The sequence below is a fragment of the Shewanella sp. KJ2020 genome (genome assembly GCF_024197625.1).
Classification (GTDB): Bacteria; Pseudomonadota; Gammaproteobacteria; order Enterobacterales; family Shewanellaceae; genus Shewanella.
This window is the reverse complement of sequence record NZ_JAKUKD010000004.1, coordinates 65,552-88,674: the sequence shown is the minus strand read 5'-3', so window position 1 is coordinate 88,674 and position 23,123 is coordinate 65,552. Positions and strand designations below refer to the sequence as shown.

Sequence of the window (23,123 nt, the reverse complement as noted above, 5' to 3'; positions counted from 1 at the left end):
TTATGCTAGGTATTCATGGGGATAATACGCCCATGAATACCGAGCTCCCCGCGTTTGTTTGGACCATAGCCGGTTCAGACAGTGGCGGCGGTGCCGGTATTCAGGCGGACTTAGCAACAATTCAAGATTTAGGGTGTCACGGTTGCAGCGCGATCACCACAGTGACGGCGCAAAGCTCAGTGGCGGTCACTTTAGTCGAGCCCGTATCGGCGGCGATGTTAATGGCCCAGCTGACAACTTTACTGTCAGACTTGCCGCCCAAAGCGATTAAAATCGGCTTACTGGCGGATCAATCTCAAGTGACATTGCTGGCAGATTGGCTGGCTAGTTTTAAAAGCCACTATCCAACCGTGCCCGTGATTGTCGATCCTGTGATGGTCGCCAGTTGTGGCGATGCGTTAGTAGATAACTGTCAGGATATAAAAAGTGTGGCCAAATCAGCCTTAGATTTTAAGCCTTTCAAAGGCTTAATCGACCTTATCACACCCAATGTGCTCGAACTTGGGCGGTTAACTCACAGTGATGTTTCGACTAAAGCACAGTTCGCAGCCGCGGCACTGGTTTTATCCCAGAGTCTTGATTGCAGTGTGCTCGCTAAAGGGGGCGATGTGAGCTTTGGCAGCACTGACATTCTTGATGATACTCATGCTCAAACTAACGCTAACGCTCTTGATACCGCTTACAAGAGTAATGGCTGGGATCGTGAGCTTGCCGAGGATTATCTGGTTTGCCATCGAGTACGCGCGAGCTCTGATCTGCATCAAAATGGGCGCTTCTGGTTAGCAAGCCAGCGGGTAAATACCCGTCATAACCATGGTAGCGGCTGCACTTTATCATCGGCCATTACCGCTGTGTTAGCGCAAGGCTTTGTCTTGCAAGATGCTGTGGTTGTCGCTAAAGCCTATGTGAGTCAAGGCTTAAGCGCGGCGCTTGGCTTAGGACAAGGTCCTGGGCCGTTGGCCCGCACGGGTTGGCCTAATGACTTGTCCTGCTATGCCAAGATAAATCAGTGCGATGGCAATTTTATCGATCATAACTTTAATCAACACCTGAATGCTGGCAGTGATTTAGCTGCAACAGTTTTATCTGTAAAAGATCAGGCAAGGGTTCAGGTAAGAATAGCCTCGACGCCACCTCAAAATATTTTATCCCACGGTTTTAAAGTGCTCGATATCAATCTTGGTGTGTATCCCGTGGTGAGTGACTTAACCATGCTGGAGAGTTTGTTAGCTGCGGGCGTTAAAACCCTGCAGTTACGGATAAAAACCGACATCAGCCAATTAACTACTGCAGCGCCAGCCGAATCTGATTTAGGTAAATCTATGCAAAGTAGATGTGAGTCAGGCGAACCTGAGTTAATTGGCTCCGAATTAGAAGCACAAATTCAAACGGCCATAGCCTTAGGCAAGCATTTTAATGCGCAGCTTTTTATCAATGATCACTGGCAGTTAGCGATAAAATACCATGCTTTTGGGGTGCACTTAGGCCAAGAAGATCTCGCTGTAGCTGACTTAGCCGCCATTAAAGCGGCGGGACTCGCGCTTGGTATATCCAGCCACAGCTATTTCGAGCTGTTATTGGCCCATCAATGTTCGCCATCCTACATAGCGCTTGGGCATATATTCCCAACCACGACGAAGCAAATGCCTTCGGCCCCCCAAGGGCTTGCAAAACTTAAACGCTATGTCGCACTGCTCCAAGACCATTATCCCTTGGTCGCCATTGGCGGCATCGATTTAGATAATCTGGCAAAGGTGAAAGCCACTGGTGTGGCCAATATTGCTGTGGTGCGGGCAATAACCGAGGCTCAGGATCCAGTCGCGGCGTTTGCAGCGCTGAGTCAAGCTTGGGAGCCATATTGGGGGGCTAAGTGCATGCCAAATATGAGCACAAATAAGCCGCTTTATAATGGCGAGACGGTCAGTGGCAAAACACTTAGCGATGCCGATTTTATGCGTTATTCCCGGCAAGTCTTACTGCTAGAAGTGGGTGAGGCAGGGCAATTGCAACTGGCCGATGCCAGCGTTGTTATTGTAGGGCTTGGCGGCTTAGGCCAATTGGCGGCGCAGTATCTGGCTCGCGCAGGTATTGGTTGCTTGACCTTAATCGACATGGATAAGGTTGAAGTATCGAATCTGCCAAGACAATTGTTATTCAGCGATGGCGATATCGGGCTCAATAAGGCGCGAGTTGCCAAGCAAAAGCTTAATGACTTAGCGCCGCAGTGCACTGTGACTGCCCATGAAACAGCATTTAATACAGAAACTGCTGCTCATCACTTGGCTGATATTCTAGAGGCGAAACAACAGGGTAAAAAAGTGCTAGTGCTTGACTGCACCGATAACTTTGCGACTCGCCAAGCCATCAATCGCAGCTGTATCGAAGCGGCTTTACCTTTAGTCAGCGCATCAATCGCAGCATTTAGCGGCCAATTGTTCGCGGTCGATCAAATGCAGTTTCCCTCCGGTGGTTGTTATCACTGTATTTTCCCCGCGCAGACGAGAGTGTCGCAGAGCTGCAGTACCCAAGGCGTACTAGGGCCCAGCGTGGGCGTGATGGCGTCAATGCAATCCTTAGTCGCCATGCAACTCTTGCTGAGTGCGGATAGCGATTGTGATGAATCTAAAAGTGCCTTGTTGGGGCGTTTTTGGCGCTTCGATGCGCAATCCCTTGCATGGACAGCGGCGGTATTAACGCGGGATCCCCACTGTGATGTATGTGGTTCAAAAGAGATTACTCCATCAACTAAGATGCATTGTTTTGAGGTTTGATATGATTTTAATTCACATAAATAATATCCCGCAGTCGTTATCAGAACCGACGTCGCTCGCGGCTGTGGTTCTTGCGCAAGATATCGCCCTCGATTCAGTGGCTATCGTGCTCAATGCAGAGGTGGTTCCGCGTAATCGTTGGCAATCTATTCTCTGCCAACATGAAGATAAATTAGAACTTTTTTCTGCAGTGGCGGGAGGCTAGTATGTTAAAGATTGCCGATGTGGAATTTGAATCACGGTTATTTACCGGAACGGGAAAATTCAGCAATAGCCAAGTGATGCTTGAGGCGATAACGGCTTCAAAATCGCAGTTAGTGACAGTTGCGATGAAAAGAATTGATTTTAAAATGGGGCTTGATGATTTACTCACACCGTTACGCCAAGCGGGTGTACGGCTATTGCCTAACACTTCGGGGGCGAGAAACTCCAAGGAAGCGGTGTTTGCCGCTGAACTTGCCCGTGAAATGCTGGGAACTCATTGGATTAAGCTCGAAATCCACCCCGATCCTAAGTATCTGATGCCCGATGCGATTGAAACCTTAGCCGCGGCTAAAATCCTCTGTGATAAAGGCTTTATCGTGTTGCCCTATGTGCATGCCGATCCTGTGCTCTGTCGTCGTTTGGAAGAAGTAGGCTGCGCTGCGGTTATGCCACTGGCGAGCCCGATTGGCAGTAATCAAGGTTTAGTCACTGAGAGCTTTTTAAACATCATCATAGAGCAGGCGCGGGTGCCTGTGGTGATTGACGCTGGCATTGGCGCGCCTTCACAGGCTGCGCGGGCAATGGAGCTGGGCGCCGATGCTGTGCTCGTCAACACCGCCATCGCCAGCAGCGCGTCGCCGATCGTGATGGCCGAGTGCTTTAAGGAGGCGGTGCAATGCGGTAGACGGGCCTTTGAAGCAGGGCTTGGACGAGTACAAACGGGCGCCGTACACACCAGTCCTCTGACGGGATTTTTAAATCAATGAGTTTTGTAGCGGAATTTGCCAAGATCCCACGGGATAAACTGTTACTCGATTTGTATTCTTGCACGGCCCAAGATGTCGAGCGGGCGTTAGTGAGCCCCGCAGGGGATTTACGCAGCTTACTGGCCTTGTTATCACCGGCGGCAGAAGCTTATATCGAAACCATGGCGCAACGTTCAGCTGCGCTTACGCGGCAGCGATTTGGCGCGAATTTGGGCCTGTATTTACCGCTATACGTCTCAAATCTTTGCGCCAATGAATGTGATTACTGTGGTTTTAGCATGAGTAACAAACTCAAACGCAAGACCTTGAATGAGCAAGAGTTGATGGCCGAAATGGCCATTATCAAAGACAGGGGGTTTGATTCGATTTTACTGGTGTCGGGTGAGCATGAAACTAAGGTCGGTATCGATTATTTCAAGCAGATTTTGCCGCTGGTAAAGCAGCAATTTAGCCATGTGGCGATGGAGGTTCAGCCCATGAGTGAGGAGCATTATTGCCAGTTAGTCGCGCTAGGTTTAGATGCTGTGATGATCTATCAGGAGACCTATCAACCAGAAACCTATGCCAAACATCATACGCGGGGGAAAAAGCAGGATTTTGCCAATCGTTTGGAAACTCCAGATAGGATAGCAAGGGCGGGTGTCGATAAAATTGGTCTTGGGGTATTACTGGGGCTGGATGATTGGCGTTTAGATGCGTTAATGATGGGATATCATCTCGATTATTTAGAGAAGCACTATTGGCGCACCCGCTTTAGTATTTCGCTACCAAGGTTAAGGCCTTGTACTGGCGGGATCACCCCAAAGGTTATGTTATCCGATTTAGGTTTAGTGCAAATAATTTGTGCATTTAGACTTTTTAATCAACAGCTTGATATCAGCATGTCGACAAGGGAAAGCCCTGAGCTGAGGGATAATCTTTTGCCACTTGGGATCACGCAAATCAGTGCGGGCAGTTCGACGCAACCGGGCGGCTATCAAGCACCTGACAGTCAACTCGATCAATTTGAGATAAGCGATGATCGCAGCGTCGAGCAAGTCATCGAACAGATGCAACGGCAGGGTTTTAATCCCGTATTTAAGGATTGGGAATCGGCGTGGATTGTGGAATAAATCCCAGAGAAAATATGGCTCGAAACGGCGATAGGCCTGTACATTCAGGGAGGCTTGGTTAATAATTAACCCATTATCACAGGTGCAGGAATACCGTTATGCAAATTCAATCTGCTTATTCATCCGGTCTGCAGGGCTTGCAAAGTGCTCAATCAGGGTTGACTCAAGCGACGATCGATGTGGCTAAACCGACATCGACTCAAAGCTCCACCCCGGCAGAGCCCAGCAAAGAAGTGGCACAAACCGATAAAGTTTCGGCATTGCTCGCCGCCAATGAGTCATTAAGGCAAGGTGAAGCATCGGCCGAAGTGATTGAGGCCGATTCAGAAACCATAGGCTCGATCATTGATATCAAGGTTTAACTACTATGTCTGTCGTGGCGCTATCATCCCAGGTTGGAGCGCCATCCTCTTCGTTTTTAGGGCATGATAAGCCACAGCACCAAACTAAGATTTATCAAGGCGATAAGGTTTATCAAGGAGCGAGCGGTCAGGCGGCATTAACTCAAACCGCTGTAACCTCACTGTTCAGCTCCCCTAAAATTGAAGCGAGTGGGCCGATTGAACCCCTGTTGTCCAGTGCCACTGGCGAAGCTGGCCGCGCCTCTCTTCTTGCATCTAAATCTGTTACCTCGAGTCCCTCTAGCTCAAATTCCCCTAATGTAGATGCTTTTCTCCCCAGCGTTGCCTTACATTCAGATAGCGCGAGTTTCAGTTTACTGACAGGCCCACGCTCCATAACTGGCATGCGCGATGGACAGATTGCCGCGCCGATGTCGACAGCTGTGGCACCATCTGTAGCACTTGGTGCCCAACATGCCCCATCAATGGATGCCACAGATGTGGCGGTCTTCGAGCCTTTTATCTCGGCATTCTCTGACATTGGAGGGAGCATTGGGGGGAATTCCTCCGCGATAGGAGCTTCTCCTTTACCACTTCGCCCAATGGGCGGTGCTTTTTCCCAAGCGAGTGAGTCCATCGCCTCTGATATAGTGACTGACTCGGATATTTTCGTTGATATTTCTAGGGAGCAAACAAGGGGGAATAATACCGCGTTCTCTGGAATAAACGCTTCTGCACCCAATGAAACTCCTTTGACTTCCGTTGAACAACAGCCCAGTAGCATCGAACAAAACATCGAACAAAAGTCGATACAGGATCAATTTAACTCAGTGTTTGGCAAGTCTGTAAATGATGAAAAAGACGTTAAGACACAACAGGATAAAGCGGCACAAGCGGAAGCTGCCCGTCAGCAGGAGGAAAAACAGCAAGCATTAGCTGCGATTTTTGCGGCGCAAAACAGCCAAGCCCCGGCGAACGCACTGGGGGAAGAAGAACCCAAAAATGCAACGCAAGCGCAATCCACGGAAATAGCTAAAGAGAAACAACAGCAAGCCGAAGAGCAAGAGGCAATTGAACAGCAAAAAGCACAGGTAGAAGCGCTTAAATCTCGGGATATAGAGGTCAAAGCCCATGAGCATGCCCATGCGACCGTTGGCGGTCAGTATGCTCAGAGTCCCAGTTTTAAATATCAAAAGGGCGTGGATGGGCAACGTTATGCGATCGATGGCGAAGTGCAAATTGATGTGTCCGCAGTGCCTGGTGATCCCCAAGCAACGATCAATAAAATGAAGCAAGTCTATGCAGCGGCCATGGCGCCCGTTGATCCTTCTAGTGCTGATATTCGCGTTGCCACAGAAGCCCTAAAGAAAATGGAAGAAGCTAAAGCATTACTGGCCGAGGAGCGTCAGAAGCAAATTGTGGATCAAGAAACAGTTCAAACTTTGATTGGTGCGGATGCTCAAATTGATGAGTTGCCCCCCCTTAAGGAGCACACTATTAGCGTAGCAGGAGAGGTGGATGCGTCCGGTAATATTGTAAAGCCCCAGGAATCGGCTTCAACACCCGTCACAGAAGCGATTGATAAGATAAAACAAACAATAGCGGAGCAGATATCTTCACCTAAGGCAACTGAAGATGAGGTAATTCCTGAGAGTGTTGAGCCTCCAATGGCCACATTAGCCTTTAATGCTACGCAATCACAAAATAGCCATGGTAACTCTAGGGAGGCATTGCATAGGGAAGCCTCTTTGGCCCAAATGGACAACGGCGCAACGCGTTTTTACACTTCGGTTGGTCATCAACAAGCCCGTTTTCTTGATGTCAGTGTGTAGGCTCAGAGTATTTGCCCGAATACTGATATATTGAGCGGATTAATTCTCTTATTCCATCGTTGTTATGCTGTGGTGTTTTGATCATGCTGTTTTAAGATCATTGAGGCGAGTAACTTTGATGCCGGGCCCTGCTGATCGCGATTGGGGATCACTAGACTCAAGATAATCCGGCGTTTTTGACTGCCCTGCAAATGCAAGCGCACTAATCCCCCCGAGGCCAATTCCTCTTGAATAAGGAATGAAGGTATCCAGCAAAAACCAATACCCTGCTTTAATATCACTTTTGCCTCATGGAAATTGGAGACAGTCCAGCGCTGCTCAGCCTTAAGCCAACCTATATCGATATTGGATTGCACCCCAGTATCTTTAATGACGATCTGCAGGTGTTGCGCCAGAAGTTTATCATCATCGAGGGTGCCTATTTCGGCGAGTGGGTGGCTTGGATGGCAAACTAGATGAAGTTCGTGTTCACACAAAGGCTCGGATAAATAGCCTTTTGGCGGAATGCCGGCACAGATCGCAATATCCACTTTATTCTGTTGGATTAACTCCTGGGTCCCAGTGATCACAGAGTCCAACACTATGATGCGAGTGCCGCGACTATGGGGAAGAAAATCATTGAGGGCACAGACTAGGCTCTCCATTGGATAGATAATTTCGCGGGCGATAGTGAGTGTGGGTTCCCAGCCTTGCTCAAGATTGCTGGCAAGTTGCTCTAACTCGCTGACCGCTTGAGTGACATGGCGTGAACGGCGTAATAGCACTTCACCTTGCTGGGTGAGATAGGCTTTACGCCCCTTAACCTCAAGCAGTTCTATCCCAAGTTGGTGCTGCAATTTGGCTACGGCATGATTGAGGGACGACTGGCTCTTATTCAGTTTTTCAGCCGCTTGGGCATACCCGCCAAAATCGACGACGGCTTGCAGAATACGCCACTGCTCTAGGGTGGATTTAGCCCGAGTCATAATAGTCTCAAAAAAACGATAGATAAGAGCTTATAGTGGCGGCTAATTATCATTTTTTCAATTAATTCCGCATATACCCAAACAAGTTTAAACGCGTATCTTCAGGCAAGCGCGGGCTTATTGTTTTTGGTTTTGCCCTTCAGTTACGGCTTTAGCCATTCTTTGAATGAGGGATGCGGGATCGATGGGATCACCAAGGCAGGCACTCAACTGGCTGCTCAAGGTGAGTGCATCCTCATTGACAACCAGAAGCTGAAATAAATCGGCTTTATCTTGGGTATTCAGGGTGGTTTGATAGATGAACTGTGCTAATGCTGACTGCCAAAGGGACTGATAATAGAGAGGTCCTTCGTTGGCGATAGCACTGAAGCTATATTGATAATGGCTGGATTGCGGCCAACTCTGGCCAAAACTCTTTTCAAATTCAGCACTAAGATCGGGGTAACTTTGTGTGTTTAAGTCCTGGGAAAAATCTAACGCAACCTTAGCGCGAAAGACTTTCATTTGTTTTGCATAGGCCTTAGCAAGTGAGCCCCGCTCATTGAGATAATCTGCTGTAAACTCAGGAAAAAGCTCATGGCGTAGCACTTCGGCCAACCATAGGCTAGGCAGCTGATTGCTATCCATGGTTGGGGCTAAGGTATTATTGAGGTAAAAGTGACTACCCCGGGCAAGGGCCGTGATGGCCTCGGCAATGGCTTGGGTAAATTGCTCTATATCTTTGTAACTGCTGAGTTGTGGTTTGAGATCTAAGGCCTGTTGCCCAAATTGCTGGCCTATAACACTTTGGCGCAGCGTCTGTTGGTTATTGCGGCGATGCTGTACTTCATCGAAGGAAATATAAAGTTCACCCAGTAATCTTTGTTGATGGTAGACGCGAACCATTTGCTGTGTTGGCAATTTGCCCTGTTGCTGAGGGAGCAAGGACTCAAACTTAAGCCCCATAGTGGCTAGATAGGTAAAACCTTCACTGAGCATGACCTGAGTCGATAATATTGGACCATCGGCAGCGTCCAGCGTTGCTAAATGTCGACCAAGATCCCAAGGGGCAACATTGATAACCTCTGTTTGGCTGTCGAGAAATGCTTTAACTAACGTGGGTGATGAGAGCTGCTGCGAATTCAAACGCAAACTGGCGTAATCGTTAAAACCTGCGGCAGTTGCGGCCTCTTGCCATAGAACGGCGATGCGGTTCAGTGCCGTTTGGTTATATTCACTCGCCCGTCCTTGGTAAGCCTGCCACACGGTTTGGCGGCACTGTGGATCGGTTTGTTTTAACAGATAATTGGCAATGGTGCCTGAAAATGGCTCACTCTTAGGCTCATTAGTTTGCTCATCTAACGCTATTTCCCCTGAGTTGTATTGCGCCTCAGTGGGGAGCTGGCATTGACCATTTTGGATATCGAGACTCAGTTGTTGGTTTGCTAACCCCCGTCGAATACTCGCCTGGGCTGTGTGCAGTTTGGCTTTATAGCTCAGATCCCAATGCTGACTTAACAAGGAGTTAAGTTGCGAACCCAGTAATACTTGCTCGCGATTACCTTGGCTTAATGCACCGGAAAGCTGTTTAAATTCCGCTTGATTCACTAAGTTGCTGAATGTGTCGGCTAAGTGTAACTGGCATTGCAGTAGCCCTTGTCGTTCCTCGCTTGAGAGATTGAAACCACGGTAATACTTCAACCTGTCATTGATATTATTCAGCCCTATGGTCTGTTGTTCTAACACTAAGGCTTGCTCAGCCAGTGACAGATCCAGTGGCGTATCGGGCGTTAAAGCACCATTTTCTAAGGCCTCAACTTTGCGATCCTTGAGAATGGCAAAGGCGCTTGTTAGCTCGATACTGGGCAATCGTAAACATTGTTCGACTAACAGCGGCACAGGGCTTGGCGCTGCGTTTACCGCAGCGGAGGACAGTAAGCAAAGAGCTAGGCTAGCGGTTAAGGTGGTTTTTAGTATAGGCATTGGGCTTTGCAACTGTCATAGAAAAAACCATGGTTTATCCGCTAATTGAGATCAAAGTTAGGCTGATTTTTCACCGCAATAATCGTGGCACGCTTGGGCGCCGGATAACCTTCAATCGTTTTTGTGATATCCGTTGGATCTAGGTATTCAACCAGTGACTCATTGGGCATCCAGTCGGTACGGCGCTGCTCAGCAAGGGCGGTGACATCAATATCGACGCAACGTATATCGGTGAAATCACACTTCTTTAACCAGAGCATTAAAGCTGCGACCGATGGAATAAACCATACATTATTCATCTTGCCATATCTATCCTGGGGAACGAGTACGGCATTTTCATCGCCATCGATGACTAAGGTTTCTAACACTAGCTCACCTCCCATGCGTAATTGATCCCGCAATTGCAGCAAATGATCGATAGGTGAGCGCCTGTGATACAAAACGCCCATGGAGAAAACCGTGTCGAAGGCATCGAGTGGGGGTAATTCTTCAATCCCTAGGGGTAAAAGATGCACTGGGTGATGGTTGCCGGCTAATCGTTTTACCGCTTCAAACTGGCATAAAAACAATGGCGAAGGATCGATACCTACTACACGTTGTGCCCCTGCGCCCAACATACGCCACATGTGATAACCACTGCCACAGCCGACATCGAGCACGGTTCGATTATGGAGTGGTGAAATATGCTGTTTTACCCGATCCCATTTCCAATCGCTGCGCCATTCGGTATCGATATGAATACCGTGAATATGAAAAGGCCCCTTACGCCAAGGCATAAAGAGGCGTAAAAGATTTTCTAACTTTTCCTTTTCACCAGGACTGAGTTGCTCACCTGTACCGACGGTGACACTATCGATAAAATCCACTTGGTCCGGCAAAGGGTAGTGCAGCTTATTGAGCACTTTTTCCCATTTAGGTAAGTTGCCGTGTTTATGCTCCCGTTGCCATTTACCCAAAATACTGGGGAGGGTTTCGAGCCAATGCTGCAGATTTGAATCGGCAATTTGTTGGTAAAACGAACTAAAACTGATCACTTGATGGCTACCATAGATGCAAAATTAAAACATTGAAACCAAAGACTAAAGTGGCTAAATCCTTGGCTAGTAAGGCGCTGTTGGTGCGTGGTTAAGGTGTCGGGTTTCATCACATTTTCCAGCGCGCTGCGCTTTTGGCTAATTTCGAGTTCGCTATAGCCGTTGGCCCGCTTGAAATCTAAATGTTGCTCTTCAAGTAAGGTTTGGATCGGGGCATCCTCGAAGCGAATTTTTTCCGAGAGTACGAGTATGCCACCGGGATTGAGGCCTCGATAAATTTTAGCGATCAGCGCATCTCTATCTTCTGGCGGTAAAAACTGCAATGTAAAGTTGAGTACCACCAATGACGCATTTTGAATATCGATATCACGGATATCACCACAGACGAGGTCAACATCGGTGTCGCTCACATAGGCGCTTAAGTTTTCTTGGCAGCGCGTCACCATAGATTCACTATTATCTACGGCAATGATACGGCACTGACGGCCTTGGATTTGGCGACGGATACTTAAGGTCGCAGCGCCTAGGGAACAACCTAAATCATAGATTTGCGTATTTGGTATGACGAAACGATGCGCAAAATCGCCTATGGTATTGATAATTTGCGTGTATCCAGGTACTGAGCGGCGGATCATGTCACTGAAGACGCCAGCCACTCGATTATCAAACTGGAAATCGCTAATGTGTTCACTCGGTTGAGCGTAGATCGTATCTTGAGAAGCGTTCATCTGGGTTTATCTCGGAAATTCAACCCGGCATTTTAACGAATCCCATTGATTAGCAGCAAGTCTCAGGCTAGTAATTTGCGATAAATTTTTGTCTAATATGCCAAAGATAACAAAATCGTTACATGTACATCAGGTACTAGGGACCCAACTTGAAGTTAGTGATCCATTTAATTGTGATCTTATGTTGCTGTTTTTGGAGCATGGCTGGACAGGCCAGCAATGCGCCCTCTATGCCACTTGTTGTGGTCATGGGAGAAGACAGTTTTCCCTATCAGTATGTCGATAGTGACGGTGAGCCCAGTGGTCTACTCGTGGATCTCTGGAAAGAATGGGCTAAGCAAACCCATACCGATATCATATTTGTTGCGCGCCATTGGCATGAATCCCTAGAGCAACTGCAGCAAGGTAAAGCCCAAGTTCATTTAGGCATGGGGAAAACCCCTGAACGTGAAGTGATATTTGATTTTGCTACCCCGATTGCCGATGTGGGGACTTATTTGTATTTGCATAAATCCTTGCAGGGTAAAAAATCGATTACTGAGTTGGTTCCCTATCAGATTGGGGTTGTGGCTGGTTCTTCCCACGAAGCGGAATTGCACCGAATCGAACCTAAATTAGTCTTTAAACGCTATGAGAGCCGTGAAAAATTGCTTGCGGGTGTCGTGTCGGGTGAGACTGTGGTGTTTGCGGGACTTGAGGGATACTTAAAAGACCCTTCGTCATCCCAAGATATTTCGGCTAACTTTCCTATCACTGCACGGCTCCAAATTAAAGCGATGCAGTTTGTTCCCGCCGTACTCAAAGGTAATCAAGCTCTGCTCGATAAGATTAACCAAGGTTTTATGGCGTTAGATCCCCATTTTATTCAGCAAACTGAACGTCGCTGGCTTGGCTACCACAGTCAAAAAAATGGATTAGTGATCGCTATGCAGCTTGGCGTTGAGCCCTTTGTGGACCTTGGGGTTGATGGTTTACCCCACGGTTTATATGTCGACATGTGGCAATTGTGGTCTGAAAAAACGGGTATCGGTATCGATTTTATTCCCGGTGATATGAACACCAGTGTGAATGATGTGCGCCAAGGCTTGGCCGATGTGCACATTGGATATCCAGAGAGCGATGATCTTAAAACGGGACTCACTCGAGCATGGCAACTCTATACGGTAAAGAGCCGTTTATTTCTCTACCAACAGCAATTAACGGATTTACACCAGTTAAAAGGGAAACGCATAGGTGTACTACCGACAGCACCTTACCTTGTTAACCTAAGGAAATCCCTGCCAGAGGTACCGTTACGTTATTACGACTCTATGGATGCTATGGTGGCAGGGGCTAGGGCGGGTGAAATTGTCGGATTTGTCGCTTCGGGCGCTTGGACATCCCATTATTTGCTGCTCAATAAAGGCTGGTCCGAATTTCATCAGTATCCCGATCTTGAATTCTCGACCGATATCTATGTGTTAGCGCGCAGCGATGATCCTGGGCTGATACAGCGGATAGCGAACGGGTTTAGCAGCATCAGCACCCAAGAGTTTGCCAATATTGAGCAAAAATGGATGCTCAATCCCAAGGACCATATCTTCAATGGAGTTGCCCATAACCAGATCACATTAACCCCCGAGGAACGCGCCTATATTGACGGACTCGGGGAAGTGAAAATGGGTTATCTCAAGCAATGGTCTCCTATGGAATTTACCGATGAAAAGGGCGAATTTGCAGGGATCAATAGTGATGTGGCCAAGCTGCTGCAAGAACAATTGCAGCTTAAGCTAACCGCCGTTGCCTTCGATGATTGGCATGGTCTTATTCAAGCCCTGCAGCGGGGCGAGATAGCCTTGGCGGGCAGTGTGGCACAAACCGCAGAGCGCCAACAAAGGCTAGCGTTCAGTGATGCCTATTGGCCATCACCTTGGGGGCTGGTGTCGCAACTAGAACAAGTGTCCGTCTTTAATATCGGCCAATTAGCAGGGCAAAGAGTCGCGGTGGTGGAAGGTTATCACTTAGTTGCCCAACTTATGGCGCTGCAGCCGTCGCTCAAACTTGTGCTTGTGCCTGATACTCAAGCCGGGCTTGACGCCGTGGCAAATGGCCATGCCGATGTGTTTATCGATAAAGTCGTGACCTTGGCCTCTGAGCTTAAAGCGGGTCAATACCCTTCGCTGAAGATGTCGCTCCTGAGTGACTTAGCCGATCAGCACAGCCATATAGGTGTTTATCCTCAGTTCAAACCATTAGTGCCGCTTATCAATAAAGTGCTGGGGCAGATCGATGCTAGGCGTCAGCAGCAGATCTATTCCCACTGGGTGTCTTTCTCTGTGGAATCGGATAATAGTCAATATATTCAATGGCTGCGCTATTTACTCTTAGGGATGTTGGCACTATCTGTGGTGATGGTTGCGGTGTTGGCGGTTAATCGAAGACTTAACCTTGAGATTACCCGTCGCCTTGCGGCGGAAAAGCGCCTGCTCTATGTGGCGAACCACGATGCGTTAACTCAGTTACCTAATCGTGCCTTGCTCGACGATCGTTTATCCCAGGCCCTGTTATCGCACCAAAGGGAACAGGCTCATTTTGCCCTATTGTTTGTTGATTTAGATGGATTTAAGCAGATCAATGATCATTACGGACACCCTATAGGGGATGAGTTATTAGTGCGTGTTGCACAGTTGTTGACCAAGGCGGTACGCGGCTCAGATACGGTTGCGCGTTTTGGTGGCGATGAGTTTGTAATCCTACTAAATCGTGTGCAAGATCTCGATGCGGCTACCCAAGTTGCTGATAATATTCTGCAGTCACTCGCTAGCACCTTTACTATAGAAGGGGTCAATGTTGATATCGCCGTGAGCATAGGTGTGGTGATCTATCCCCGTGATGGTGATACCGCCATCGGATTGTTGAAAAAGGCCGATCAGCTCATGTATCAAGCCAAGAGTGCCGGTGGTCGTTGTTATCGCCTCGCTTGATGTTTTTTTGAACGCTTATTCGCCGACAGTGCGTTCGCTACTAGTCAAGGGCGTAAAACTGTTTGATACTTCACCGCCTAAGAGTGAAGTACTTTGGTAATCGGCATTATTTGACTATAATGCCGCTTTTATCTCGTTTTGATTATTTCCAAAGCACCGGTTTCCGGATAAAGGATAGAGTTAGATGCGCAGTCATTATTGTGGAGACGTCAATAAGTCTCACGTTGGACAAGAAGTTACCTTGGTAGGTTGGGTTAATCGTAGCCGTGATTTGGGTGGTGTTGTCTTTTTAGATTTAAGAGACAGAGAAGGTCTGGTCCAAGTGGTTTATGATCCAGACTTGCCTGAGGTGTTCGCTGTCGCCAGCACGCTGCGCGCCGAGTTTTGTGTTCAGGTCAAAGGTCTCGTTCGTGCCCGTCCTGACAGCCAAGTCAATGGTCAAATGAAGACGGGTGAGATTGAAGTCTTAGGTAAAGCATTGACCATTATCAATGCTGCCGATCCGCTGCCACTGAGCTTGGATAACTATCAAAACAACAGTGAAGAGCAACGTCTTAAGTACCGTTATTTAGATTTACGTCGCCCAGAAATGGCGCAGCGTTTGATGTTCCGCGCTAAGGTGACCAGCGCTGTGCGTCGTTTCCTCGATTCAAACGGTTTCTTAGATATTGAAACGCCAATTCTGACTAAGGCAACGCCAGAAGGTGCCCGCGATTATTTAGTCCCGAGCCGTACCTACAAGGGCCAATTCTTTGCCTTGCCACAGTCGCCACAGCTATTTAAACAGTTGCTGATGATGTCAGGCTTTGACCGTTACTATCAAATCGTAAAATGCTTCCGTGACGAAGACTTACGTGCCGACCGTCAGCCAGAATTCACCCAAATCGATATCGAAACCTCATTTATGACGTCTGAGCAAGTAATGGCGAAGACCGAAGAAATGATGCGCGGTCTATTCCTTGAAATGCTCAACGTCGATTTAGGCGAATTTCCACGTATGACCTACAACGAGGCCATGCGTCGTTTCGGTTCAGACAAGCCAGATTTACGTAACCCATTAGAGCTGGTGGACATTGCCGATTTACTCAAAGCAGTGGAGTTTGCGGTATTCTCAGGCCCTGCTAACGATGAAGAAGGCCGAGTTGCTGCGCTACGTATTCCGGGCGGCGCTGCTCTGTCTCGTAAGCAAATCGATGATTACACTAAGTTTGTCGGCATTTATGGTGCTAAAGGCTTAGCTTGGATGAAGATTAATGACCTAAGCCTTGGCTTAGAGGGCATTCAATCGCCTGTGCTTAAGTTCTTAAACGAAGGCATAGTGAATGAAATCGTGAGCCGCACGGCAGCGCAAACCGGCGATATCATCCTATTTGGTGCCGATCAGGCGACTGTAGTTGCCGAATCTATGGGCGCACTGCGTCTGAAAGCCGGCGAAGACTTTAACTTACTCCAAGGTGAATGGCGTCCACTGTGGGTCGTTGACTTCCCCATGTTTGAGAAGATCAACGGCAGCTTCCACGCGGTTCACCATCCTTTCACTGCGCCGCGCGGCGTAACGCCCGCAGAGCTTGAAGCTAACCCCGCAAATCGCGTCTCCGATGCCTATGACATGGTGTTAAACGGCTGCGAATTAGGCGGTGGTTCGGTGCGTATCCACAATCAAGAAATGCAGTCTGCGGTATTCCGTATTCTGGGTATTACCGACGATGAAGCCAAAGAGAAGTTCGGCTTCCTGTTAGAAGCGCTGCGTTATGGCACGCCGCCGCATGCTGGCTTAGCCTTTGGTTTAGATCGTATCATCATGCTGATGACCAAAGCGACGTCGATCCGTGATGTGATGGCGTTCCCGAAAACCACCACGGCCGCGTGTCCGTTGACCAATGCGCCAGGTTTTGCTAATCCACAGCAACTGGCTGAATTAGGGATTGCGGTAGTCGAAAAAGCCGTTAAAACGGAAGCATAATTTCTCGTTTGTTGTTTCATAAACCGAGGCGCTGGCCTCGGTTTGTTTTATCATCTCGTCATTTCATTTCTTATCAATATCTTGTGTTATCAAAGCCTAATGGGATCTTTGCCAGTCAGTGAGATATTCGGCTATTGATAAGATGTGCAATGGCTATGACTAAAGGAGATCTCCCATGGCAGGTCATAGTAAGTGGGCCAATATTAAACATCGCAAAGCGGCGCAAGATGCTAAACGCGGTAAGCTATTCACCAAATTTATCCGTGAACTAACGGTTGCCGCCCGTGAAGGCGGCTCTGATCCCGATTCTAATCCACGTTTGCGTGTTGCCATCGATAAGGCGCTGGGTGGCAATATGACCCGCGATACGGTCGAGCGCGCGATTAAGCGTGGCGCCGGTGAATTAGAAGGTCAGCAACTCGAAACCATTATCTACGAAGGTTATGGCCCCGGTGGCACCGCTGTGATGGTCGAAACCATGACGGATAACCGTAATCGCACTGTGAGTGGCGTGCGTAATGCCTTTAGTAAATCCGGTGGCAATTTAGGCACTGATGGCTCAGTGTCTTATCTGTTTACCAAACGCGGCGTGCTTTCCTATGCGGCGGGAACCGATGAAGATACATTAATGGATGCGGCCCTTGAGGCAGGCGCCGAGGATGTTGTGAGCTACGATGATGGTGCTATCGATGTGTTTACCGATCCTAATGAATTTTACGCGGTAAAAGATGCCCTCGACGGGGCGGGTTTTACCAGTGAGAATGCGGAAATTTCGATGATTGCCTCGACCAAGGCTGAACTTGATGCCGACACCGCGGAGAAATTTATGCGTCTTATCGATACACTCGAGGAGCATGATGATGTGCAAGAAGTGTATCACAATGCCGAGATTTCCGATGAGGTCATGGCAAGCTTAGGTTAATTCCGCCCATGTGACATGTTAGCATTGGGTCACTTTGGCATTTTTCTGTCCAATATAAGGCACATAATGGCAATTATTTTAGGTGTTGACCCAGGTTCACGGATAACCGGTTACGGTGTTATCCAGTGTCAGGGGCGACACCAAATTTATTTAGGCAGTGGTTGTATTCGTACATCGGGTGAAGAATTACCTCAAAAACTCAAGCAAATTTTTGATGGAATAAGCGAAATTATCCGCCAATATCAACCGGATGAATTTGCTATCGAGCGGGTGTTTTTGGCAAAGAATGCCGATTCGGCGTTAAAGCTAGGCCAGGCAAGGGGGGCGGCCATCGTTGCCGCTACCGTGGCGAATTTGCCCGTGGCAGAATACAGTGCCACTCAAATTAAAAGTGCCGTGGTGGGGACGGGACGAGCGAAGAAAGAGCAAGTGCAACATATGATCCAGCAGTTGCTGAAATTACCCGCCGCACCCCAGGCAGACGCTGCCGATGCACTTGGAGTTGCTGTGTGTCATTATCACACTAGTCAGAGTTTAATCGCATTAAGTGGCCGAGCAACGGCGAGAACATACGGACGGTACAGATGATAGGTCGTTTACGTGGCGTGTTAGTTGAAAAACAAGCACCTGAGATACTGATTGATGTTAATGGTGTGGGTTACGAGTTACAAATGCCACTCACCAGTTTTTATGAATTACCCGAAATTAACCATGAAACGGTGATCTACACTCACTTTGTGGTGCGTGAAGATGCCCAGCTACTTTATGGCTTTATCACTAAGCAGGAACGGGCATTGTTCCGCTTACTGATCAAGACCAATGGCGTTGGGCCAAAACTCGCATTGACCATTTTATCTGGTATGACAGCCGGAGAATTTGTCGGTTGTGTTGAGCGTGATGATATAGTGACGCTAGTTAAATTACCGGGCGTTGGTAAGAAAACGGCCGAGCGTTTATTAGTAGAAATGCGTGATAAGCTCAAGAGCTTAATGGAGGCCTCTGCAGGTTCTGAACGCGAATTTGTGCTGCAGTCCAATTATTCTCCTGCACCCACGGTCAATAGTGCCGAAGAAGACGCCATCTCAGCCTTAATTTCACTGGGTTATAAACCACCACAGGCGAGTAAATCGGTATCTGCAGCTTACAAAGAGGGCATGGATTCAGAGACCTTGATTAAAGCTGCTCTTAAGTCGATGCTCTGATTGAGGAAACATAATGATTGAGGCAGATAGACTGATCCAGCCACAGTTGCAGGCGCAAGATGATGTTATCGATAGGGCAATGCGACCTAAATTGCTCGATGAATACACGGGGCAAGATGACACACGGGCACAGCTGAAGGTCTTTATTCAAGCGGCGAAGAATCGTAACGAAGCCTTAGATCATATGTTGATCTACGGCCCGCCTGGACTCGGAAAAACCACCTTGGCCATGATTGTTGCCAATGAAATGGGGGTCAATATTAAGTCGACCTCGGGTCCAGTGCTTGAAAAGGCTGGGGATCTGGCGGCGCTGCTTACCAATCTTGAATCCGGTGATGTGCTGTTTATCGATGAGATCCATCGCTTAAGTCCCGTGGTGGAGGAAATTTTATATCCGGCAATGGAAGACTATCAGCTGGATATTATGATAGGTGAGGGGCCTGCGGCGCGTTCTATCAAATTGGATTTGCCCCCCTTTACCTTAGTGGGCGCCACTACCCGCGCCGGGGCTTTGACTTCGCCACTGCGGGCGCGCTTTGGCATTCCACTGCGATTAGAATTCTATAACATCAAAGATCTCAGCACGATTGTGGCCCGTTCTGCGCAGGTGATGGGACTGGAAATTGATAAAGAAGGAGCGCTGGAGATCGCTAAACGATCCCGCGGAACACCTCGAATTGCCAATCGTTTACTTCGCCGGGTGCGGGATTATGCCGAGGTACAACACGATGGCGCTGTGACTCAATATGTGGCAGAACAGGCATTGGATTTGCTGGACGTAGATAACGAAGGTTTCGATTATATGGACCGTAAGTTGTTACTGGCTATTATCGATAAATTTATGGGCGGCCCAGTGGGGTTAGATAACTTAGCCGCCGCCATTGGTGAAGAACGTGAAACCATTGAAGATGTGCTAGAGCCTTTCCTTATTCAGCAGGGATTTATTCAGCGTACACCCCGTGGTCGAATTGCCACAGCGCGTGCTTATCAGCACTTTGAAATGATAAAACCAGCATAACGATAATATAAATATCATATTTAGAAATGGCGGCCTCGGCCGCCATTTTTTTATCTTAAATTCCAGGATTATTTTACGAATATAATTGTTTTTTAAAAACAATCTTATCCACCAAGTAACATTCGTTAACAAATGGTTAAATAAACTAGTATTGCAGACAAATATTTTGAAAGATAACTGCACTTTACTTATTGGCGCTTATTTAGTGCTCAATACGCGGTTTAAATTTAATCATTTCAATTCGTTATTTTTAGTATTTGCATGCTGTTTAATTTGAGTGCTAATTGTTGGGTATGTGTTACGCGCACTCTTGCGGTGCATAAAAATTACAAACTATTCAGTTTGTATCATTTCTATGCTGACTTTTTCCTTTATAAATATGACTTTCTTGGTGTGCGGGTATTTTTGTATGCATAAACTTCTAATAAATAATCGACATTATGTGTTGTGGACTTTATATCTTTAAACTTGAAAAGTGTGATTTGTGTCACATTTCTGAAGTCTTTATATGTTTATCAAATGTTATGTTGTTAACAGTTTTAATCACTGGTTTTGTGGTTTTTTGATGGTGTAAGAATCTGAAAAGGATTATTTGTCGGTATTTTGATTTTATATGAAACCAGTCATTAACAAGTGGTGTGTTATTTAATAACAATAAAATTGTTTAGGTTAAAAAATTGAGCGTTGACGGAATTAAAGTGAATCATCAGTATCAAGCGCAACACTCGTACAGCAATAGTTGTACAAGCTGTAAGCATAAAAATAATAGTAAGATCTAGGGAGCATTCATTCATGATCAAAAGAACCAAAGTAGCATCAGCTATTAATTTAGCTATTGTTACATCTATCACTACGGGTGTATTTGTGACTTCAAGTGCATTTGCAGCCGAAGAGACTGCAAAAGTTGAACGTATTGAAGTGACGGGTTCACGTATTCAACGTCAAGATATGGAAACAGCTTCTCCTGTTACCGTTATTGATGCTGCAGCGATTAAGGCCGAGGGTTTTACTTCCGTTGACCAAATGCTACAGGTTCAAACCTCTATGGCGGGTGCGGCGGTGGGTTCAAGCACCAACAACGGCGCAGATGGTGTAGCGCAAGTTGATCTACGTGGTATGGGTTCACAGCGTACTTTAGTATTGCTGAACGGCCGTCGTATGGTGAACTCGGGTTCAGGTGCTGACAGTTCTGTGGATTTGAACTCTATCCCTGTGGCTATGATTGCCCGGGTTGAAATTCTGAAAGACGGTGCTTCTGCGGTTTACGGCTCTGATGCGATTGCGGGCGTAGTAAACATTATCACTAAGAAAGATTTTGAAGGTTTCCAATTCGACTTTAACGGTAGCGGTACCGACAAGGGCGATGGTGAAAGCGGTGATGTCAGTGCATTGTACGGCTTTAATACCGATGGCGGTAACTACACATTCGGTGCGGCGTACTCTGACCGTCGTGGTGTAATTCAATCTGACCGTGATTGGACTGAACCTGGTGCGAGTTCATTTATCCCTGAAGGTACTTTAGGTGGTAAGGTTCAAGATGCCAATGGTAACTGGGTAGATCGTCCATATGGATATGATTTTACTCAAGATAGCTATTATCAAACGCCGAGCGAACGCCGTAGCTTATTCGCGAATATGACACAAGAGCTTGGTAATGATGTGGTATTAACTGCGGACGCTATTTATACCAACCGTCGTTCAAATCAACAGATGGCTGCGCAACCTGCTGATATTATGCTAAATGTATGTGGTGCTGCCGGTGTTCCTGCTGGTGCTCCTTGTGTAACATTAGACAGTGATATGCTTGCGGCTGGCATTAAAGCGGACGAAAAAGGTCTAGTTAACTACCGTCGTCGTACTAACGATGTGGGTCCTCGTATTTATACTCAGGATACTGACACTTGGCGTTTATCTGGTGGCCTAGCGGGCACATTAGATGTCCATACTGGTATGAACTGGGATGTCACTTATACCTACGGTAAAAACCAAGCGAAGACTGCGGTAGAAAACTCTATCAACGCTTCAGATATGGCAACCTCTATCTATGCTAATCCAGATGCTTGGTTTAGTGGTGATCCATTAACTCAGCAAATGAAGAACGACATTGGTTACACCGAAGAAGCCAAAGGCGGTAACGAGCAACAAACCTTGTCTGCTGGTTTAAATGGTGAGCTATTCGATCTGAGCGCGGGTGCCGTAGGTTTTGCGATTGGTGCAGAATATCGCCGTGAAAGCGGTTTCTACACGCCGGATGACGTAGTTATTGCGGGTGAGAGCACATCAGCTCAGCAAGATCCTACAAATGGTAACTACAACGTTATCTCTATTTTCCAAGAAGTGAGCGTACCTTTCACTGAAAAATTAACCGGTGAATTCGCGCTGCGCTTAGACGATTACTCTACTTTTGGTAAAGCGACTACGTGGAAAATCGGTTTAACTTATGCGGCAACCGATGACTTAATGGTTCGTACCGTGGCGGCAACGGGTTTCCGTGCGCCGAGTGTAAGTGAGCTCTACGGTGGTAACTCAGGTTCATACGATTATTTAGACGATCCATGGGGTAATGCTCAAGATCCACAGATCCTCGTGAATCGTACTTCAGATCCAGATCTGCAGCCTGAAGAATCAGAGTCTTATACTGCTGGTTTAGTGTATTCACCAAGCTATGTTGACGGTATGTCTGTGACTTTAGACTACTGGCGCTTCAAAGTGGATAACGCGATTGCGCGTATGGACACTCAAGCTGGTTTAGATGCTTGTTATGCTGGCGATGCAACAGCCTGTGAAACCTTCAACATTGGTCCAAATGGTGATTTAGATAACCTCACCAACGCGCTAACCAACGTAGGTACGCAGGATACAAGTGGTATCGACTTTAACTTAGCCTATAGTTTTGAAGGTCTAGGATTAGATTGGAAAATCAATAACGACACCACTTACTTAATCAACTTTGAGCAAGACGGTGAAGATTATACTGGTACTATTGACGGTAACTTCGGAGCCTATGCCCGCGTTCGTAACAACTTCAGCATTTCTGCTGGCCAAGACGACTGGAGCGTAATGTACTTCAACCGTTATATTGGTGAGATGACAGATTTAGCGTTAGGTACTGATGTTGATTCAATTCTGTACCATAACATTTCTGGTACTTATCATATCAATGACATGACCAGCGTCAGCTTAGGGGTTAAGAACTTCACTGACGAGAAACCAGTTACGGTTTCTAACGGTAGTGATGGTGGTACTGTCCCTGAAGTTTATGACACCATTGGTCGCACTATCTATGGTGGTGTGACAGTTAAGTTCTAATCGACAGAACTTGATAAAAAGCGCCTTCGG

Annotated in this window: 17 protein-coding genes; 13 read left to right on the top strand and 4 right to left on the bottom strand. The window is 47.3% G+C overall.

The window, feature by feature from the left end; translation table 11 throughout:
• Positions 1-2 precede the first annotated feature (2 nt).
• The 6 genes from MJO46_RS02505 (at position 3) to MJO46_RS02480 (ending at position 7,027) form a co-directional block, all read left to right on the top strand.
• A complete protein-coding gene (locus MJO46_RS02505) occupies positions 3-2,771 on the top strand; it encodes a bifunctional hydroxymethylpyrimidine kinase/phosphomethylpyrimidine kinase (protein ID WP_253987974.1) in 2,769 nt (922 codons plus the stop codon).
• Position 2,772: 1 nt separating this feature from the next.
• Complete coding sequence (gene thiS, locus MJO46_RS02500; RefSeq protein ID WP_253987973.1) at positions 2,773-2,976, top strand: sulfur carrier protein ThiS; 204 nt, start codon at positions 2,773-2,775, stop codon at positions 2,974-2,976.
• 1 nt (position 2,977) lies between these two features.
• Positions 2,978-3,742, top strand: a complete 765-nt coding sequence (locus MJO46_RS02495; protein WP_253987972.1) for a thiazole synthase — start codon at positions 2,978-2,980, stop codon at positions 3,740-3,742.
• On the top strand, positions 3,739-4,854 hold the full coding sequence (gene thiH / locus MJO46_RS02490; RefSeq protein WP_253987971.1) for a 2-iminoacetate synthase ThiH: 1,116 nt from the start codon (positions 3,739-3,741) through the stop codon (positions 4,852-4,854). Before MJO46_RS02495 ends, thiH begins: the two co-directional genes overlap by 4 nt.
• A gap of 98 nt (positions 4,855-4,952) precedes the next feature.
• Entirely contained in the window at positions 4,953-5,216 is a 264-nt protein-coding gene (locus MJO46_RS02485) for a chemotaxis protein (protein WP_253987970.1), read from the top strand.
• Positions 5,217-5,221: 5 nt separating this feature from the next.
• Positions 5,222-7,027 carry a putative metalloprotease CJM1_0395 family protein gene (locus tag MJO46_RS02480; RefSeq protein WP_253987969.1) on the top strand — a complete coding sequence of 602 codons (1,806 nt, stop codon included), beginning with the start codon at positions 5,222-5,224 and terminating at the stop codon, positions 7,025-7,027.
• A 62-nt stretch (positions 7,028-7,089) separates the two neighbouring features.
• Here the strand turns inward: MJO46_RS02480 and MJO46_RS02475 are convergent, their stop codons facing one another.
• The 4 genes from MJO46_RS02475 to cmoA all read right to left on the bottom strand — a co-directional run bounded on the left by MJO46_RS02475 (position 7,090) and on the right by cmoA (position 11,716).
• Positions 7,090-7,992 (bottom strand): LysR family transcriptional regulator, encoded by a 903-nt coding sequence (locus MJO46_RS02475; protein ID WP_253987968.1) that lies wholly within the window; start codon positions 7,990-7,992, stop codon positions 7,090-7,092.
• A gap of 117 nt (positions 7,993-8,109) precedes the next feature.
• On the bottom strand, positions 8,110-9,948 hold the full coding sequence (locus MJO46_RS02470; RefSeq protein WP_253988034.1) for a M3 family metallopeptidase: 1,839 nt from the start codon (positions 9,946-9,948) through the stop codon (positions 8,110-8,112).
• 47 nt (positions 9,949-9,995) lie between these two features.
• Positions 9,996-10,988, bottom strand: coding sequence for a tRNA 5-methoxyuridine(34)/uridine 5-oxyacetic acid(34) synthase CmoB (gene cmoB / locus MJO46_RS02465; protein ID WP_253987967.1), 993 nt, complete (start codon positions 10,986-10,988; stop codon positions 9,996-9,998).
• On the bottom strand, positions 10,985-11,716 hold the full coding sequence (gene cmoA, locus MJO46_RS02460; protein WP_253987966.1) for a carboxy-S-adenosyl-L-methionine synthase CmoA: 732 nt from the start codon (positions 11,714-11,716) through the stop codon (positions 10,985-10,987). Before cmoA ends, cmoB begins: the two co-directional genes overlap by 4 nt.
• 149 nt (positions 11,717-11,865) lie before the next feature.
• On the opposite strand from cmoA, the gene MJO46_RS02455 reads away from it, so the two are divergent.
• The 7 genes from MJO46_RS02455 (at position 11,866) to MJO46_RS02425 (ending at position 23,093) form a co-directional block, all read left to right on the top strand.
• On the top strand, positions 11,866-14,679 hold the full coding sequence (locus tag MJO46_RS02455) for a transporter substrate-binding domain-containing protein (RefSeq protein WP_253987965.1): 2,814 nt from the start codon (positions 11,866-11,868) through the stop codon (positions 14,677-14,679).
• Between the two features lie 184 nt (positions 14,680-14,863).
• A complete protein-coding gene (gene aspS / locus MJO46_RS02450) occupies positions 14,864-16,642 on the top strand; it encodes an aspartate--tRNA ligase (protein WP_253987964.1) in 1,779 nt (592 codons plus the stop codon).
• Between the two features lie 175 nt (positions 16,643-16,817).
• A complete protein-coding gene (locus MJO46_RS02445; protein WP_253987963.1) occupies positions 16,818-17,564 on the top strand; it encodes a YebC/PmpR family DNA-binding transcriptional regulator in 747 nt (248 codons plus the stop codon).
• 66 nt (positions 17,565-17,630) lie between these two features.
• A complete protein-coding gene (ruvC, locus tag MJO46_RS02440) occupies positions 17,631-18,152 on the top strand; it encodes a crossover junction endodeoxyribonuclease RuvC (protein WP_198780071.1) in 522 nt (173 codons plus the stop codon).
• A complete protein-coding gene (ruvA, locus tag MJO46_RS02435) occupies positions 18,149-18,766 on the top strand; it encodes a Holliday junction branch migration protein RuvA (protein ID WP_253987962.1) in 618 nt (205 codons plus the stop codon). Before ruvC ends, ruvA begins: the two co-directional genes overlap by 4 nt.
• 13 nt (positions 18,767-18,779) lie before the next feature.
• A complete protein-coding gene (gene ruvB / locus MJO46_RS02430) occupies positions 18,780-19,784 on the top strand; it encodes a Holliday junction branch migration DNA helicase RuvB (RefSeq protein ID WP_198780069.1) in 1,005 nt (334 codons plus the stop codon).
• Between the two features lie 792 nt (positions 19,785-20,576).
• A complete protein-coding gene (locus MJO46_RS02425; RefSeq protein WP_253987961.1) occupies positions 20,577-23,093 on the top strand; it encodes a TonB-dependent siderophore receptor in 2,517 nt (838 codons plus the stop codon).
• The last annotated feature ends 30 nt before the right edge of the window (positions 23,094-23,123 follow it).

What these genes read in the sequence shown, in the direction of transcription:
- MJO46_RS02505 (WP_253987974.1), top strand. Translation starts at nt 3, where the DNA reads ATGCTAGGTATTCATGGGGATAATACGCCCATGAATACCGAGCTCCCC.
- thiS (WP_253987973.1), top strand. Translation starts at nt 2,773, where the DNA reads ATGATTTTAATTCACATAAATAATATCCCGCAGTCGTTATCAGAACCG.
- MJO46_RS02495 (WP_253987972.1), top strand. Translation starts at nt 2,978, where the DNA reads ATGTTAAAGATTGCCGATGTGGAATTTGAATCACGGTTATTTACCGGA.
- thiH (WP_253987971.1), top strand. Translation starts at nt 3,739, where the DNA reads ATGAGTTTTGTAGCGGAATTTGCCAAGATCCCACGGGATAAACTGTTA.
- MJO46_RS02485 (WP_253987970.1), top strand. Translation starts at nt 4,953, where the DNA reads ATGCAAATTCAATCTGCTTATTCATCCGGTCTGCAGGGCTTGCAAAGT.
- MJO46_RS02480 (WP_253987969.1), top strand. Translation starts at nt 5,222, where the DNA reads ATGTCTGTCGTGGCGCTATCATCCCAGGTTGGAGCGCCATCCTCTTCG.
- MJO46_RS02475 (WP_253987968.1), bottom strand. Translation starts at nt 7,992, where the DNA reads ATGACTCGGGCTAAATCCACCCTAGAGCAGTGGCGTATTCTGCAAGCC.
- cmoA (WP_253987966.1), bottom strand. Translation starts at nt 11,716, where the DNA reads ATGAACGCTTCTCAAGATACGATCTACGCTCAACCGAGTGAACACATT.
- aspS (WP_253987964.1), top strand. Translation starts at nt 14,864, where the DNA reads ATGCGCAGTCATTATTGTGGAGACGTCAATAAGTCTCACGTTGGACAA.
- MJO46_RS02445 (WP_253987963.1), top strand. Translation starts at nt 16,818, where the DNA reads ATGGCAGGTCATAGTAAGTGGGCCAATATTAAACATCGCAAAGCGGCG.
- ruvC (WP_198780071.1), top strand. Translation starts at nt 17,631, where the DNA reads ATGGCAATTATTTTAGGTGTTGACCCAGGTTCACGGATAACCGGTTAC.
- ruvA (WP_253987962.1), top strand. Translation starts at nt 18,149, where the DNA reads ATGATAGGTCGTTTACGTGGCGTGTTAGTTGAAAAACAAGCACCTGAG.
- ruvB (WP_198780069.1), top strand. Translation starts at nt 18,780, where the DNA reads ATGATTGAGGCAGATAGACTGATCCAGCCACAGTTGCAGGCGCAAGAT.
- MJO46_RS02425 (WP_253987961.1), top strand. Translation starts at nt 20,577, where the DNA reads ATGATCAAAAGAACCAAAGTAGCATCAGCTATTAATTTAGCTATTGTT.